This window comes from Hydrogenophaga crassostreae, from assembly GCF_001761385.1.
GTDB lineage: Bacteria > Pseudomonadota > Gammaproteobacteria > Burkholderiales > Burkholderiaceae_C > Hydrogenophaga > Hydrogenophaga crassostreae.
In genome coordinates this window covers 1667776-1681378 of sequence record NZ_CP017476.1, presented here as the reverse complement: position 1 = coordinate 1681378, position 13603 = coordinate 1667776, and the positions used below count along the sequence as shown (strand labels likewise).

The following is a 13603-nucleotide window of genomic DNA, read 5'->3' as shown; positions in this document are numbered from 1 at the left end:
TCCCATGAAACACCCGAACCCATCCTCACACGCCTGGTTTGCAAGCCGCCGCACCGCCCTCGCGGTGGCCGCCCTCTCGCTCGCCGGCGCCAGCCCCGTGTTGTGGGCTCAGTCGACCGCGCCCATCACCGCCGTGGCCAGTTTTTCCATCCTCGGCGACCTGGTACGCCAGGTCGGCGGCGAGCGCGTGGCCGTCAGCGTGCTGGTGGGGCCTGGCGGGGATGCCCATGTGTTCCAGCCCAACCCCTCACAGGCCCGGCAGGTGAGCCAGGCCCGCATCGTGTTCTCCAACGGCCTGGGCTTTGAAGGCTGGATGAGCCGCTTGCTCAACACCGCAGGCTACAAGGGGCAGCATGTGGTTGTCAGCCAAGGCATACAGGCGCAGCGCATGGAGGACGGTGATGACGATCACCACGGCCACAACGCCCACCAGAGCGACCACGAGGAAGCCGAAGCACACAAAGGCGGCGAAGCCACCGACCCCCATGCCTGGCAAAGTGTGTCCAACGCCATGGCCTATGTGCGCAACATCACCCAGGGCCTTTGCAGCGTGGACACCGCCGGTTGCGAGCTCTACCGCCGCAACGCCAACACCTACCTCGCGCAACTCAAGGCGCTTGACACCGACGTGCGGGCGGCCTGGGCCACCATTCCCGAAGCGGAACGCCAGGTCATCACCGCCCACGACGCCTTTGGCTATTACGCGCAAGCCTACCGGGTGCGCTTTCTGGCGCCGCAAGGCGTGAGCACCGACAGCGAAGCCTCGGCCAAAGGCGTGGCACAACTGGTGCGCCAGATCAAAGAATCAAACATCAAGGCCCTGTTTGTGGAGAGCATTTCCGATCCGCGGCTGATTGCCCAGATCGGTCGTGAAACCGGAGTGGAACCCGCAGGCGCGCTGTACGCCGACGCGCTGTCGCCCGCCAGCGGCCCCGCGCCCAGCTACATCGCCATGGTGCGCCACAACACCGAAGCCCTGACGCGAGCCGTTCGCGGGTATTGAGGGTGCGAGCCACGCGGGCAGCATGGCGTGGCTAAACTGGGCCCTCGCCCTTTCCCGACCCCACCTGTCCATCGGAGCCGCATTGCCCATCAAACACCTTCTGCTGGCGCTCGCCGTCGTGTTTGTATGGGGCACCAACTTCGTGGTCATACGCTGGGGACTGGACGGCTTGCCACCCTTTCTGTTCGCCACGCTGCGCTTCGCGTTCTCCGCCCTGCCCTGGCTGCTTTTCATCCCGCGACCCAAGGCGCCCTGGCACAAGATGGCCGCCTTCGGCGTGCTGCTCGGTGTGGGCCAGTTTGGCCTGCTGTTCCTGGCCATCCGCAGCAGCATTTCGCCTGGCCTGGCCTCGCTGGTGGTGCAATTGCAGGTGTTCTTCACCATCGGCCTGTCGCTGTTCTTCATGGGTGAAAAAGTGCGCGGGTACCAGGTTGCGGGCCTGCTGCTGGCCGTGGCTGGCCTGGGCGTGATCGGGGCCAACCTGAACGCCACCGTCACCGCGCTGGGCATCGCCCTGGTGTTGATGGCCGGCTTCTTCTGGGCCTGCGCCAACCTGGTCGTGAAGTCCATCGGGCGCGTGAACATGCTGCATTTTGTGGTCTGGAGCAGCGTCTTCGCCGTGCCACCGCTGTTCGCGCTGTCGTGGTTGCTGGAAGGCCCGCCTTCGGCCATGTGGCAAACGCTGCAACAGGCCAGCACCCTCACCTGGGCCTCGGTCATCTGGCAGGCCGTGGGCAACTCGCTGTTTGGCTTCGGCGTGTGGAACTGGCTGCTCTCCCATCACCCGGCGGCGCAGGTCACGCCCATGGCCCTGCTGGTGCCCGTGTTCGGCATGAGCGCTTCCGCTCTGGCACTGGGCGAGCCGCTGCCGGCCTGGAAACTGGGCGCGGGTGCTCTGGTGATGGCCGGGCTGGCAGTGATCGTGCTCTGGCCTCGTCTGCTGACCTCGATGAAGGCACGCCCCGCCGCCTGAGCGGCTGCTCAGTGCCCCACCTGCTGACGAAAGGCGCGTGGTGACAAGCCCGTGGCACGCGAGAACACGCGGCTGAAATGCGCCGGGTCGGCAAAGCCCAGTGCATAGGCGATGGTGGCCACGCCCAGCGTCGTGTAGGCCAGGTTGCGCCGGGCTTCGCGAATCACCCGCGCACCGATCAGGCTGGAAGCGGGCTCACCGGAGGCCGCGCGGGCGATTCGGCTGAGGTGGGTGGGCGACATGCCCAGCGCCTTGGCGTAGTCGGCGACCCGCCAATGCGCCAGGTAGTGCGCCTCAATCAGCGCTTCGAAGCGGCGCATCTGCGCCGAATCCGCCGCACTTTCCCCGACCGCCAAGCCCTCGTGCGCCATGCGTGCGGCCAGCCCCAGCAGCGTCGCCCCCAGACCTCGCAACACCAGCGCCCGCGCTTCGCCAAGGCCACTGAACTCGGCCCAGATCTGCCGCATCACCGCGTCCACCTGCGGACTCGCCGTGCCCACAAAGCTGCGCGAGAGCACGCGGCGCACATCGCCCACGCCTGCGAACATCGCGTCCAGCATCTCGTCTGCCAGCGTGACCACAAAGCCCTGCGTATCAGGCTCAAAGGAAAATGCGTGCACGTCGCCCGGCGGCACGTTGACCAGACTCCTGGCGGCCAGCGCCACCTTTTGCCCTTCCAGGTGGGCGATGCCCTCGCCTTTTTGCAGCAACAGCAACTGGTGCAACTTCCCATGCCTGTGCGGCGCCAGCTCCCAGCCATGCAGGGCCGAGCGGGCGGCGATGGTCTCGCAGTGCATCACATCCGGCAACTGCGCCGACTCGCCAAACAGGCCGTTGGAAATGAGGATGCCATCGTGTTGTCGCATGTTCGAATCGTACAAGTATTCGACGCAAGCGGCCATTCCGGAATGGACTGGGCATCGGCAAACTGCCTGTCAGCGGAACCCTCCGCAACCACCTTCAGGAGACAACCATGAAAACCAGCGTTTGCATCATCGGCGGCGGCCCCTCGGGGCTCATGCTCTCCCAGCTCTTGCACCTCAAAGGCATCGCCAACATCGTGCTGGAGCGCCAGAGCCGCGAATACGTCTTGAGCCGCATTCGAGCCGGCGTGCTGGAACACGGCTTTGCCGAGCTCATGCGCGAAGCCCAGTGCGGTGAGCGCATGGACCGCGAAGGTGAAATCCATGACGGCTTTTTCATCGCTCACGAAGGCCAGCTTGACCGCGTGGACCTGCACAAACACAGCGGCGGCAACTCGGTGGTGGTCTATGGCCAGACCGAACTCACCCGCGACCTCTATGAAGGGCGCGACCGCATGAAGGGCCAGGTGATTCACAACGCCGAAGACGTGCAGCCGCACGATCTCACCTCCGACAAGCCATATGTCACCTACCGGGATGGCGACGAGATCATCCGCATCGATTGCGACTTTGTGATCGGCGCCGACGGCTTCCACGGTGTGAGCCGCAAGTCCATCCCCAAAGACAAGATCACCGAATACGAAAAGGTGTATCCGTTTGGCTGGCTGGGCGTGCTCTCGCGCACACCGCCGGTCTCACCCGAACTGGTCTACGCCAAACACGAGCGCGGTTTTGCCCTGTGTTCGCTGCGCTCCCAGGTGCTGAGCCGCTACTACATTCAGGTGCCGCTCACCGACAACGTGGAAGACTGGTCCGACGATGCTTTCTGGGCCGAGCTCAAGCGCCGCCTGCCGGCTGAATTGGCCGCCAAACTGGTGACCGGCCCGTCCATCGAAAAATCCATCGCGCCACTGCGCTCCTTCGTGGCCGAACCCATGCGCTATGGCAGGCTCTTTCTCGCCGGCGACGCTGCCCACATCGTGCCGCCCACCGGCGCGCGCGGCCTCAACAGCGCGGCCTCCGACATCTACTACCTGTACCACGCCATGCTTCAGCACTACCAGCAAGGCGACAGCACAGGGCTCGACGGCTACTCGGCCAAGGCCTTGGCAAGGGTCTGGAAAGCCCAGCGCTTCTCATGGTGGATGACCACCATGCTGCACACCTTCCCCGAAGCCATCAGCTACGACCAGAAGCTGCAGCAAACCGATCTGGCATACCTGCTGTCGTCGGAAAAGGCGCTGGGTTCGCTGGCAGAGAACTACGTGGGTCTGCCGTTCTGATCCGTTAAAACCCTGGCGGTGAGCAGGCGAAGCTCCCGCCCGAAACCCGGGGCGCCCCGGTCAGGCGCCGAAGGCCGTCTCACCCGTGTGAATCCTTGATCTTGCGAACCGCAGCCACATCACCGAGAAAGATGCGCAGTGCGTCCTTTTCGGACAGCGAAAGCTCCTTGCTCTCCAGCAGGTGGAGCTTGCCAATGATCACCTCCAGCGCCTCCGCCAGGTGGCCCATCTGCTTGCCGTAGCTGCCCACGGTTTGCAGAGCCTCTTGCTCGATCGCGGCATGGGTCGAAGCGCCCATGTTCACGTTGAACAGGTTGAACGACCAGTTGGGCAAGATCGGCTGGTTCAGATTGGCCGGCGCGATTTGCAACGGCAGATAGACGGTTTCCATGTGTGACCTTTCATGGTTCCTGAGTGAGCGCTTGTAGGGTAGAAGTCAATGGCAGGGTCCCGGAGTGCGCGCCATCAAACGGTACCCCGAAAGGGGGATGCCTGGACCAACGCATTTATCATGCCGCAGTCAATCCCTGGAATCTATGCCTGCTCCAACCGATAGCCCACCGCGAGTTCGGCCGTGTACTCCGCAAACGGCCCTTCGATGGCCAGGCACTCGACCATCTGGTGTTCTTCTTTCATGTACACATGGGCGTGCAGCACCGCGCCCGCTTCGTCGACCGCTTCCAGCTCCACGGCCACGCGCACATAACCGGTGGGCAAGCCGACCTCTTCGAACACGTCCATCGATTGCAAGGTAGGCGCATCCACCTCGAAAACCTGGCCCGACACCTGAACACCCTGCCCCGGTTTGTTCACCAGCCACGGTGCGCGGTCTTCATCGCGCAGCTGTACGACGTAGAACGGCAGCGGATGCCGCGTTCGGTATGTGCCGGGCACGCGGCGGCCGGGGTTGAAATGAAAGTTGGGGAAACCCTCTTTCAGGGTTCCGTAAACGAAAATGAGAAATTGCATATCAAGCGTCTTCCACGTAACCGCGTTCGACCGCCTGCCCTGCGCTCTCGAAAATCGCCATCGCGGTCAACATGCGCCTGAATCCGAACTTTCGATAGAACGGCTCTTTGCCCGGCACAGCATAAAGAATGATTTTCTTGTGTCCCTCAGCAGACGCCACCAACCGTTTGACAATCGCTTTGCCGAGGCCAGTGCCCTGGAACTGAGGCAATACCGCCACGTCGCAAAGGTAAGCGCAATCGACACCGTCGGCGAGGACCCTTCCCGCACCAATTATTCGATCGCCCTCCAGGGCGAAACAGCAAAAGCGGCTGTTGGTGAAGACCGTCTTGAGATCGGCAGCGTTCTTGTTCCCAAGCGGCGCGGCTCTGTAGAGCGCTTCAAGCTCGCTCCAGTCGACGCCGTCGAGCGTGTTTGACCAAGTTGTTTCCAAGCATGCCTCCTCAGATGATGAAAACCCGACGCAAGCCAGGCATACGGTTCAACGAGCATTCAATTCATCACGTCCACATCAAACGCCCCGACATGAAGCGCGCGCTTTTCGTAGGCTCAAGCAAGTTCAAGAGGCCCAAGAAAACACCACGCCACTTATCACTTCGCCAACCGCGCAAACGTCTTGCGAAATTTCGCCACCTTGGGCGCGGCCACGGCCATGCAGTAGCCCTGATTCGGGTTGCGCTCGAAGAAGTCCTGGTGGTATTCCTCGGCGGGGAAGTAGTGCGCCAGCGGCAACAGCTCGGTGACGATGGGCGCGCCAAAGGCGTCGTCTTGGGTGAGCTCGTCGATCAGCGCCTGGGCGGTTTGCTGTTGCTCTGGGCTGGTGAAGTAAATGCCGCTGCGGTATTGGGTGCCGGTGTCGTTGCCCTGCCGGTTGAGCGTGGTGGCGTCGTGCACCACGAAGAAGATTTCCAGGATCTCGCGGGTGCTGATCTGGGCCGGGTCGTATTCGAGTTTCACCACTTCGTTGCAGCCCGTGCGCCCGGTGCACACCATTTCGTAGCTCGGCGCGGTTTCCTGGCCATTGCTGTAGCCCGATTCGACATCGGTCACGCCTTTGACGTTTTTGTAAACGCTTTCGGTGCACCAGAAGCAGCCACCACCCAGAACAAGGGTTTGCGTGTTGTTGTTGGTTGATTCGCTCATGGTTTTTCTCCTTTGAAAGTCAGGGCGCTATGGTGCACCGGTTTGGCCGCACCCCGCACCGTGGCCAGAAATGCCCCCAGCGCCGACTGGTCGCGCTCGGTGCGCCACAGGCAATGGGTGTCGTAAGGCAGGAGCGGACGCGCCAGCGGCACAAAGACCACGCCAGGCAAGCCCGCTTGCTGCAAGGCGGCCGGCACCAGCCCCACGCCCAGCCCCTGCGCGATCACCGACACCACGCTGAGCCAATGGCGCAGCTCGTAACCCAGCGCGGGTTCGAAGCCTACATCGGCGCAGGCCGCGAGAATGCGGTCGTGGTAATCGGGTGAGACGGCGCGCATCACGATGGCAAAGGGATCGTCGCGCAGGCTCTCCAGCGTCAGCGTTTTGCTTTTCGCCCTGGCATGGTTCGCAGGCAAGCAGGCGACAAACGGCTGGCTCGACACCAAAATCTGGGAGAAGCCGGCAGGTACGCGGGTGGTGTGCACAAAGCCCAGGTCGAGCCGGTCGCGCACCAGATCGGCCAGTTGCTCGGCCGAGCTGAGCTCGCGCAACACCAGCCGCAAGCGCGGATGGGCGGCAGCAAAGTCGCGCAGCATCTGCGGCAGGCCCCGGTACAGCACGGTGCCGGCAAAACCGATCTGCAACTGCCCCGCCAGCCCCTCACCCACATCGCGGGCCTCGCGCGCGGCCTGAGCCGCCTGCTCCAGCAAGGCAACGGCTTTGGGCAAAAAGGCCTCCCCCGCTGCCGTGAGGCTCACGCCCCGGCTGTTGCGCTCAAACAGCCGCGCGCCCACCGAAGCCTCCAGCTGCTGGATGTTGAGCGACAGCGGTGGTTGCGTCATGGCGAGGCGCTGGGCGGCGCGGCCGAAGTGCAGCTCTTCGGCCAGGATGGTGAAACAGCGCAGGTGGCGGAATTCCATAGATTCAAATTTTGTATTGATGCATCGGCAATCAATATTAGACAGCTATTCATGAAAACCCGACAATGGCTGCAGATTTTTCTTCAAACACTCTGTCGGAGACACCGCACATGGCCAGTTCATCCAAAGCCAGCTTCAGCTGGGAAGACCCCTTTCACCTCAGCGCCCAGCTCACCGACGACGAGCGCCAGGTGCAGGACGCCGCCCGCGTCTATTGCCAGGAAAAGCTGTTGCCCCGTGTGACCGACGCCTTCCGCAACGAGAAGACCGATGTGGCCATCTTTCGCGAGATGGGCGAACTCGGCCTGCTTGGCCCGACGATTCCTGAGCAATACGGCGGCAGCGGCCTGAACTACGTGTGTTACGGCCTGGTGGCGCGCGAAGTGGAGCGTGTGGACTCGGGCTACCGCTCGATGATGAGCGTGCAGAGTTCGCTGGTCATGGTGCCGATCAACGAATTTGGCTCGGAAGCGCAGAAGCAGAAATACCTGCCCAAGCTCGCCACCGGCGAGTGGATCGGCTGCTTCGGCCTGACCGAACCCAACCACGGCTCCGACCCCGGCTCCATGGTCACCCGCGCCAAGAAGGTGGATGGCGGCTACAGCCTCTCTGGCGCCAAGATGTGGATCACCAACAGCCCGATCGCTGACGTGTTCGTGGTCTGGGCCAAAGACGAAGGCGGCCAGATCCGCGGCTTCATTCTGGACAAAGGCGCCAAGGGGCTGAGCGCTCCCGCCATCCACAGCAAAGTCGGCCTGCGCGCCTCCATCACCGGCGAAATCGTGATGGACGAAGTGTTCTGCCCCGAAGAAAACGCCTTCCCCGATGTGCGCGGCCTCAAGGGCCCGTTCACCTGCCTCAACAGCGCGCGCTACGGCATCGCCTGGGGTGCGTTGGGTGCCGCTGAAGACTGCTACTTCCGCGCCCGCCAATACGTGATGGACCGCCAGCAATTCGGCCGCCCTCTCGCCGCCAACCAGCTGATCCAGAAGAAGCTGGCCGACATGCTGACCGAAATCAGCCTGGGCCTGCAGGGCTGCCTGCGCCTGGGCCGCATGAAAGACGAAGGCACCGCCGCCGTCGAGATCACCAGCATCCTGAAGCGCAACAGCTGCGGCAAGTCGCTGGACATCGCCCGCATGGCGCGCGACATGATGGGCGGCAACGGCATCAGCGACGAGTTCGGCGTGGCGCGCCATCTGGTGAACCTCGAAGTGGTCAACACCTACGAAGGCACGCACGATGTGCACGCGCTGATTCTGGGCCGGGCAATCACGGGCATTGCGGCGTTTTCGAACTGAACGGTCTTGCGACCGCGGACAAGAAGGGCTGCCATGGGCAGCCCTTCTTGATTGACAGGCCCAATCGGCCTTTGAAGCACAGCGCAACCTGAGAACCTCAACCGCGCTCGATGGCCGGTGGTGAAACCCGGCCCCGGACTGTCCCGCCACTCGGGCTTTGCGGAAAGCCGGAAACAGGCCCCTGCTCCCCGAGTCACCGGAACGCCGGCCCGGCTGGCCGGTTCAGTAACGCAAACGCCCCCGGGCATCAATGATCGCCAGCTCGACATAGCTGGAGCCGTTGTGCGACTGAGGCGAATACTGTGCCGTGAAACGGCCGAAGGCAATTTCCCTGGCATTTTCCATGGTCTGAATGAATGAATCGGTGGACAGGTCCCGCCCCGTTCGCCTGAGGCCTTCGACGAGCAGCCGGGCGTGAACAAAACCTTCGAATTGCGAAGCCGAGGGTACCGCCTTGGGCGACCTGGCTTTCAACAACTTGAGGTATTCAACCACCACGGGAATCGTCGTGTTGCGCAGCGACGGCATGATTTGGGCAAGAACGATTCCCCTCGCCTTGTCATTGAGTTCGCGTTTGATGAGGTCGAGACTGGCGACCGAAAATCCGTAGAACACCGGGTGGCTGTTGGTGTCCTGCACCGCCTTGATGAAATTCGTGAACGTCAATCCTGCGGTTCCCACAATGACCGCCTGAGGCTTGGCCTCGGCAATGGCAGCTGCCGCCGCCGCCATGTCTGGCGAGGCGGCGTCGGCCTTGACCTCTGCCACCAGCGGCAGCCCTTCAGCCTCCGACGCCTTTCTGACTTCCGCCAGCAGGGCCTTGCCCAAACCGTCATCCGGATAAAAGATTGCCACACGCTTGACGCCGATTCGCTTGAGCTGAGAGAGCATGTGAGCCGATTCGATGGCGTAACTGGCCCGAACGTGGAACACGTATGGGTTGAAGTTCTCACGCAAACCCGACGCCCCTGTCACAGGGCCAAAGAGGATGGTTCTGGCCTCTTTCAACAGCGGCAGGACGGCGGCAGTCTGTGCGGTCCCTGTGCTGTTGAACATCATGAACACCTTCTGTTCATTCAGCAGTTTGCGCGTGTTTTCCTCGGCTCGTTTCGGATCAAAACCGTCGTCGAGACTGGTGAACGTGATCTTGCGACCGTGAATGCCGCCGGCCGCATTCACCGAGTCAAACAACAATCGGGCACCTTCGCCGTACTGAACCGTCTGCGGCCCCAACGGGCCCGACAAAACCTGCGAGGAGCCCAGTCTGATTTCGGACGGGGTGACGCCTTGATCGCCAGCCTGCGCTGCCGCAACCCACATCAGCAAGCACACAAGAAACCATCTGCAATTCATTTTGAAAACCTTTGTCTCGTTGTTTCGATGTATTTAGTTATTATTAAAAACTAAATCGAACAAAAGGTCTACCGGCAGTGCGGGTGTGCCAATGAGCACAAGGCGTCAGCTGGCGACACCCGGCACGACAGCGGTGGCGCCAGCAAAGGGTTCGGCAGGGTCCGTCAGCCGGTGAACCTGAACGTGGTCAACACCGGCGAAGGCACACTCGGTACACACGCCGCCGTGTTAACCCAATGCACCCCAGTGTGGTGCGGCCCAGACCAGTGCCGCGCAAGGCCAGAACGCGAGAATCAGCAACCACTTCGCCGATGCGGCCAAGCCAGCGGCCAGGAAACACGCGCGCGGCAAACTGCCTGGGACTGCGTCCACATGCCGCTGGTGGAACTGGTTCTCAACGGCATCAAACACTGCGGCACCCGGCAGCAACCAGGGCAACAAGGCGGCGCTGGCCATGCCAGGCACAGCGTTGCCGGAGACCCAGGTGCCGAGACTGGCGCCGAAGACGGCATAGGCGGTCAGGAAGCCGTAGTCGAGCGGGAAATGGGAACTGAATCGCCTCACGCCATCCTGGCCCCAACGTTCGAGCACCCGGCGAAATGCGCCTTCGGTGAATGTGAACTGGAGCAGAACAATGCCCGGCTTCAACAAGCCCAGCCGGCACCGCATCGCGACAAACAGCGAAGCAGATACCAACAGGGAAACCACTGCCAATGCGAGCAGGAGACTCATCTGGCCTTACCCATGCAGATGACTGCCCCGCCCCGAGCCCACAGCCATGGGGAGACCGCCAGCAACGGCACACCGTGGGCGCTGATTTCGTACAGCGCCATCACGAAGTCGGCCTGGCTTACAAACCTCATGTGCTCGTGTTCTGAAAGCGCCTGAACGTTTGATTTCATGGGTGACAGGCGCATGACAGTTGAAATGGCCGGGCCGGTTCGGCGACTACGCGTGCGCTTCAACGTGCTTGGCAAAATTGTTCAGAATCGCCTGCCATCCTTGCCGTTGTTGCTCCACCGGATTTTCGGTTTCTGCATCAAACGTGACGCGCACGGTGACACCTTTTGAACCCGCTCTGAACTCGACCGCGCCGGCCCGGTCGCCGAAGGCATATTCGATCAACTCGTTCGGCACGACCCTGATGTACGTGCCAGCGAAGTCAAAACCGAAGCTGCCATCTTTCGCCTCCATGCGCGATGTGAACGCGCCGCCAGCACGCAAATCGACCGTGGCCCGGGTGGTGTGCCAGTCATCGGATGCAGCGTTCCACTGCTTGATGTCTTCGGGGGTTGTGTAAGCGCGCCAGACGTTTTCGATGGGCGCATTGACCGTGGATTCAACAGAGATTTTCATGGGATCGATTCGGTTGGGCAGGTTGGGCGGGAGTGCCGATATTCGGCGAGACAGACCATCTCGTCGACTTCTGTACGACGATCAGCAGAGGCGGAAATCGACTTCGGACCACGCACCACGCGATTCGCCACCTTGCATGGCAACACCCCCCTAGCCACAAGCGCTTTCTTCGTCAGGATTTTCCCAGTGAGCGCCAGGGCGGTAGTTGCCGAAATACCAGTTGTGGCCTTCAAGGTCACAGGCCGAATACCCTCGCGCGCCGTATGCCTCATCGCACAGGGGCTGCGTGATTTTCGCCCCCGCTGCGGTGGCCACGGCCAGATGTTTGTCGGGATCGGCCACATACACGCTCAAGGTTGCACAGTTGGCCCCTGATGTGCTCGGCGGCGCTCTGCCCGGCCGCGGAGAACTCACCATGACGACGCCCGTGCCCAGCCGTAGCTCCGAGTGGCGAATGGTTCCGTTGTCGCCCGGCACCACCAAACACCTGACAAAGCCAAAGGCGCGACACAGCCACCCGATCGCCTCGGGCGCATTGGCGTAGGTCAGGCAGGGATGGATGTCAGACGGCGTTCTGTATTCGGTCATGTTTGAGTCCTGTTGAGCTTGCGGGCCACGCGCCTACGCCCACGCACATTTCCGAACGGTTTCCAGCGTGCGTGTGGTGATGTTTTTGCCAAAGCAGCGTTCGAGCAGGTTCATAAATAGGGGGCCCTTGGGGTTGGGTACGTAAGCCGACAAAACCTCCGATTCGGTCAGCTTCAAGATGCTCGCGCCTTCGCTCTCGATCGGCAGGTCAAAGCCTGGATCAGCAAAGCTGCCAAGGAAGGTGACCACCGGCTTGGCCATCGGTTCAAGGTCGAACGCCAGAAACGGGTTGGGCTCGATGAGGTGCTGGAGGTGCTCCGTGGGTCGCACAAACACGCTGAAGGTCCGACCGAGTTCCGATTGCATGGCTTCTTCAGCACGGCGCTGCAAGCCGGCAAGGGACTGGGCCCTGGCGTTGAAGACCAGATTGCCACTGGACAACAAGGTGCGCACCTCGGTGAAACCCGCTTTCTCGAAACAATGCCTGAGCGCCGGCATCCTGGCGTTCATGGGGCTGACTCCGCGAAGGAAGGCTGCGTATCGGGCCATGGCGCAAGTGTGGTGTGGTGTGAATGGGCTGTTGAAGGTGGTGGTGAGCGTTTGAGGTCGGTGGCGGGTCAACGCCCGGACCGCAATCGCTCAGGCAATGTATCCCGCAAGTTCTGAGGAATCAACTGGACAGAGCAGGATGGATCGATCATCGGCTGGGCCTGAAACCGTTTCCATCTCCTGGGCTTTAGACCCGTCAATGGCCGCAACACAGCCATGGCGGAAACAGACAATGGCAACCGCTCGCCACCGCTCCCCGTACATCATTCAACCATTGGGTTGACTTTCGATACAGCCATCAATATATTCAACCAGATGGTTGAATCAAATACCCCCGAACTCGACGCCGTGTTCCATGCGCTGGGCGACGCCACGCGCCGGCAGATGCTTCGCGACCTGGCCCAGACAGCGCGCACCGTGGGCGAACTGGCCGCCCCATTTGCCATCTCGCTGGCCGCTGCCTCCAAGCACGTCAAGGCACTGGAAAACGCTGGCTTGATTCGCCGCGAGGTGCGCGGACGAACGCACATTTGCCGCCTCAACCCCGGCCCACTGGCCAGCGCCAACCAATGGCTGCGCTATTACGAAGCCTTCTGGACCGTCCGGCTTGATGTGCTCGACGGGCTGCTTCAGGCCGAACGCCCGCCCCTTGCCTCTTCCGTGACCCCATTGACTTCAGGAGACACCCCATGACCGAACGCATTGCCCCCGAGAGCTACGGCGAAATGTCCGAGCCCGCCACCCTCACAATCCAGCGCCTGCTGCCTGGACCGATCGAGCGCGTGTGGGCCTACCTGACCGAGAATGACCTGCGTCGCCAATGGCTGGCCGCAGGTGAGATGGATCTCAAAACCGGTGCGCCCTTTGAACTCACCTGGCGCAACGACGAGCTGTCCCTTACCCCAAGCCAGCGGCCCGAAGGCTTCCCCGCGGAACAGCGCATGCGATGCCACATCACCGAGCTTGATCCGCCCCACAAGCTCACCTTCACCTGGCAAGGCAGCGGTGACGTGTCGTTCGAACTCCGGGCCCAAGGCAATGATGGGGTGTTGCTCACCATGACCCATCGCCGCCTGCCCGACCGCCACACCACACTCATGGTCAGCGCCGGCTGGCACATGCACCTGCACCTGCTCGTGGCCTCGATAACCGGGCGCGAAAAGGCCCCGTTCTGGGAAGGTTGGGCACGACTCAAACAAGCTTACGAAGAACGCCTTCCATCCTGAAATGCCCAGCGTGAAACGGGGTCGGTCATGGCCTTTTCGAAAGACCGCCCCCACCACTGGGTGAACCGGGAACCGG

Annotated in this window: 18 protein-coding genes; 6 read left to right on the top strand and 12 right to left on the bottom strand. The window is 62.1% G+C overall.

From position 1 onward, the window contains the following. Positions 1–4: 4 nt before the first annotated feature. Both LPB072_RS07800 and LPB072_RS07795 read left to right on the top strand, forming a co-directional pair. The gene (locus tag LPB072_RS07800) at positions 5–1003 is read left to right on the top strand and encodes a metal ABC transporter solute-binding protein, Zn/Mn family (RefSeq protein ID WP_066093791.1); all 999 of its coding nucleotides are present in this window, start codon (positions 5–7) and stop codon (positions 1001–1003) included. Between the two features lie 82 nt (positions 1004–1085). Next, complete coding sequence (locus LPB072_RS07795) at positions 1086–1976, top strand: EamA family transporter (RefSeq protein WP_066093788.1); 891 nt, start codon at positions 1086–1088, stop codon at positions 1974–1976. Positions 1977–1984: 8 nt separating this feature from the next. Here the strand turns inward: LPB072_RS07795 and LPB072_RS07790 are convergent, their stop codons facing one another. Continuing rightward, positions 1985–2842, bottom strand: coding sequence for an AraC family transcriptional regulator (locus LPB072_RS07790; protein ID WP_231943462.1), 858 nt, complete (start codon positions 2840–2842; stop codon positions 1985–1987). 107 nt (positions 2843–2949) lie between these two features. Here LPB072_RS07790 and pobA point away from each other — a divergent pair, with 107 nt between their 5' ends. After that, positions 2950–4122: a 4-hydroxybenzoate 3-monooxygenase gene (gene pobA, locus LPB072_RS07785; protein WP_066093780.1), complete on the top strand. Its 1173-nt coding sequence runs from the start codon at positions 2950–2952 to the stop codon at positions 4120–4122. Between the two features lie 79 nt (positions 4123–4201). On the opposite strand, the gene LPB072_RS07780 is transcribed toward pobA, so the two are convergent. From LPB072_RS07780 to LPB072_RS07760, 5 genes are all read right to left on the bottom strand, one after another. After that, complete coding sequence (locus LPB072_RS07780) at positions 4202–4513, bottom strand: hypothetical protein (RefSeq protein WP_066093777.1); 312 nt, start codon at positions 4511–4513, stop codon at positions 4202–4204. 143 nt (positions 4514–4656) lie between these two features. Continuing rightward, the gene (locus tag LPB072_RS07775; RefSeq protein ID WP_066093774.1) at positions 4657–5091 is read right to left on the bottom strand and encodes a gamma-glutamylcyclotransferase family protein; all 435 of its coding nucleotides are present in this window, start codon (positions 5089–5091) and stop codon (positions 4657–4659) included. A gap of 1 nt (position 5092) precedes the next feature. Further along, positions 5093–5524: a GNAT family N-acetyltransferase gene (locus LPB072_RS07770; protein WP_066093772.1), complete on the bottom strand. Its 432-nt coding sequence runs from the start codon at positions 5522–5524 to the stop codon at positions 5093–5095. 158 nt (positions 5525–5682) lie between these two features. Further along, a complete protein-coding gene (msrA, locus tag LPB072_RS07765; protein ID WP_066093769.1) occupies positions 5683–6234 on the bottom strand; it encodes a peptide-methionine (S)-S-oxide reductase MsrA in 552 nt (183 codons plus the stop codon). Then, entirely contained in the window at positions 6231–7154 is a 924-nt protein-coding gene (locus LPB072_RS07760; protein WP_066093766.1) for a LysR family transcriptional regulator, read from the bottom strand. The genes msrA and LPB072_RS07760 overlap by 4 nt, the downstream gene beginning before the upstream one ends. A gap of 110 nt (positions 7155–7264) precedes the next feature. Between LPB072_RS07760 and LPB072_RS07755 the strand changes: the two genes are divergently transcribed. Beyond that, entirely contained in the window at positions 7265–8455 is a 1191-nt protein-coding gene (locus tag LPB072_RS07755; protein ID WP_066094746.1) for an acyl-CoA dehydrogenase, read from the top strand. 222 nt (positions 8456–8677) lie between these two features. On the opposite strand, the gene LPB072_RS07750 is transcribed toward LPB072_RS07755, so the two are convergent. From LPB072_RS07750 to LPB072_RS07730, 6 genes are all read right to left on the bottom strand, one after another. Then, positions 8678–9775: an ABC transporter substrate-binding protein gene (locus LPB072_RS07750; RefSeq protein WP_231943523.1), complete on the bottom strand. Its 1098-nt coding sequence runs from the start codon at positions 9773–9775 to the stop codon at positions 8678–8680. 261 nt (positions 9776–10036) lie between these two features. Beyond that, complete coding sequence (locus LPB072_RS07745) at positions 10037–10540, bottom strand: hypothetical protein (protein ID WP_066093760.1); 504 nt, start codon at positions 10538–10540, stop codon at positions 10037–10039. Next, the gene (locus LPB072_RS23385; RefSeq protein WP_157559254.1) at positions 10537–10710 is read right to left on the bottom strand and encodes a hypothetical protein; all 174 of its coding nucleotides are present in this window, start codon (positions 10708–10710) and stop codon (positions 10537–10539) included. The genes LPB072_RS07745 and LPB072_RS23385 overlap by 4 nt, the downstream gene beginning before the upstream one ends. Positions 10711–10756: 46 nt before the next feature. Next, positions 10757–11164: an SRPBCC family protein gene (locus LPB072_RS07740; RefSeq protein WP_066093757.1), complete on the bottom strand. Its 408-nt coding sequence runs from the start codon at positions 11162–11164 to the stop codon at positions 10757–10759. Positions 11165–11314: 150 nt separating this feature from the next. After that, entirely contained in the window at positions 11315–11752 is a 438-nt protein-coding gene (locus LPB072_RS07735; protein WP_066093753.1) for a VOC family protein, read from the bottom strand. A 33-nt stretch (positions 11753–11785) separates the two neighbouring features. Then, on the bottom strand, positions 11786–12301 hold the full coding sequence (locus LPB072_RS07730; RefSeq protein WP_066093750.1) for a DUF1697 domain-containing protein: 516 nt from the start codon (positions 12299–12301) through the stop codon (positions 11786–11788). A gap of 315 nt (positions 12302–12616) precedes the next feature. Between LPB072_RS07730 and LPB072_RS07725 the strand changes: the two genes are divergently transcribed. Together LPB072_RS07725 and LPB072_RS07720 are read left to right on the top strand one after the other, a co-directional pair. Then, positions 12617–12994, top strand: a complete 378-nt coding sequence (locus LPB072_RS07725; RefSeq protein ID WP_066094743.1) for an ArsR/SmtB family transcription factor — start codon at positions 12617–12619, stop codon at positions 12992–12994. Continuing rightward, positions 12991–13527: an SRPBCC family protein gene (locus LPB072_RS07720; protein ID WP_066093747.1), complete on the top strand. Its 537-nt coding sequence runs from the start codon at positions 12991–12993 to the stop codon at positions 13525–13527. Before LPB072_RS07725 ends, LPB072_RS07720 begins: the two co-directional genes overlap by 4 nt. Positions 13528–13603 lie beyond the last annotated feature (76 nt).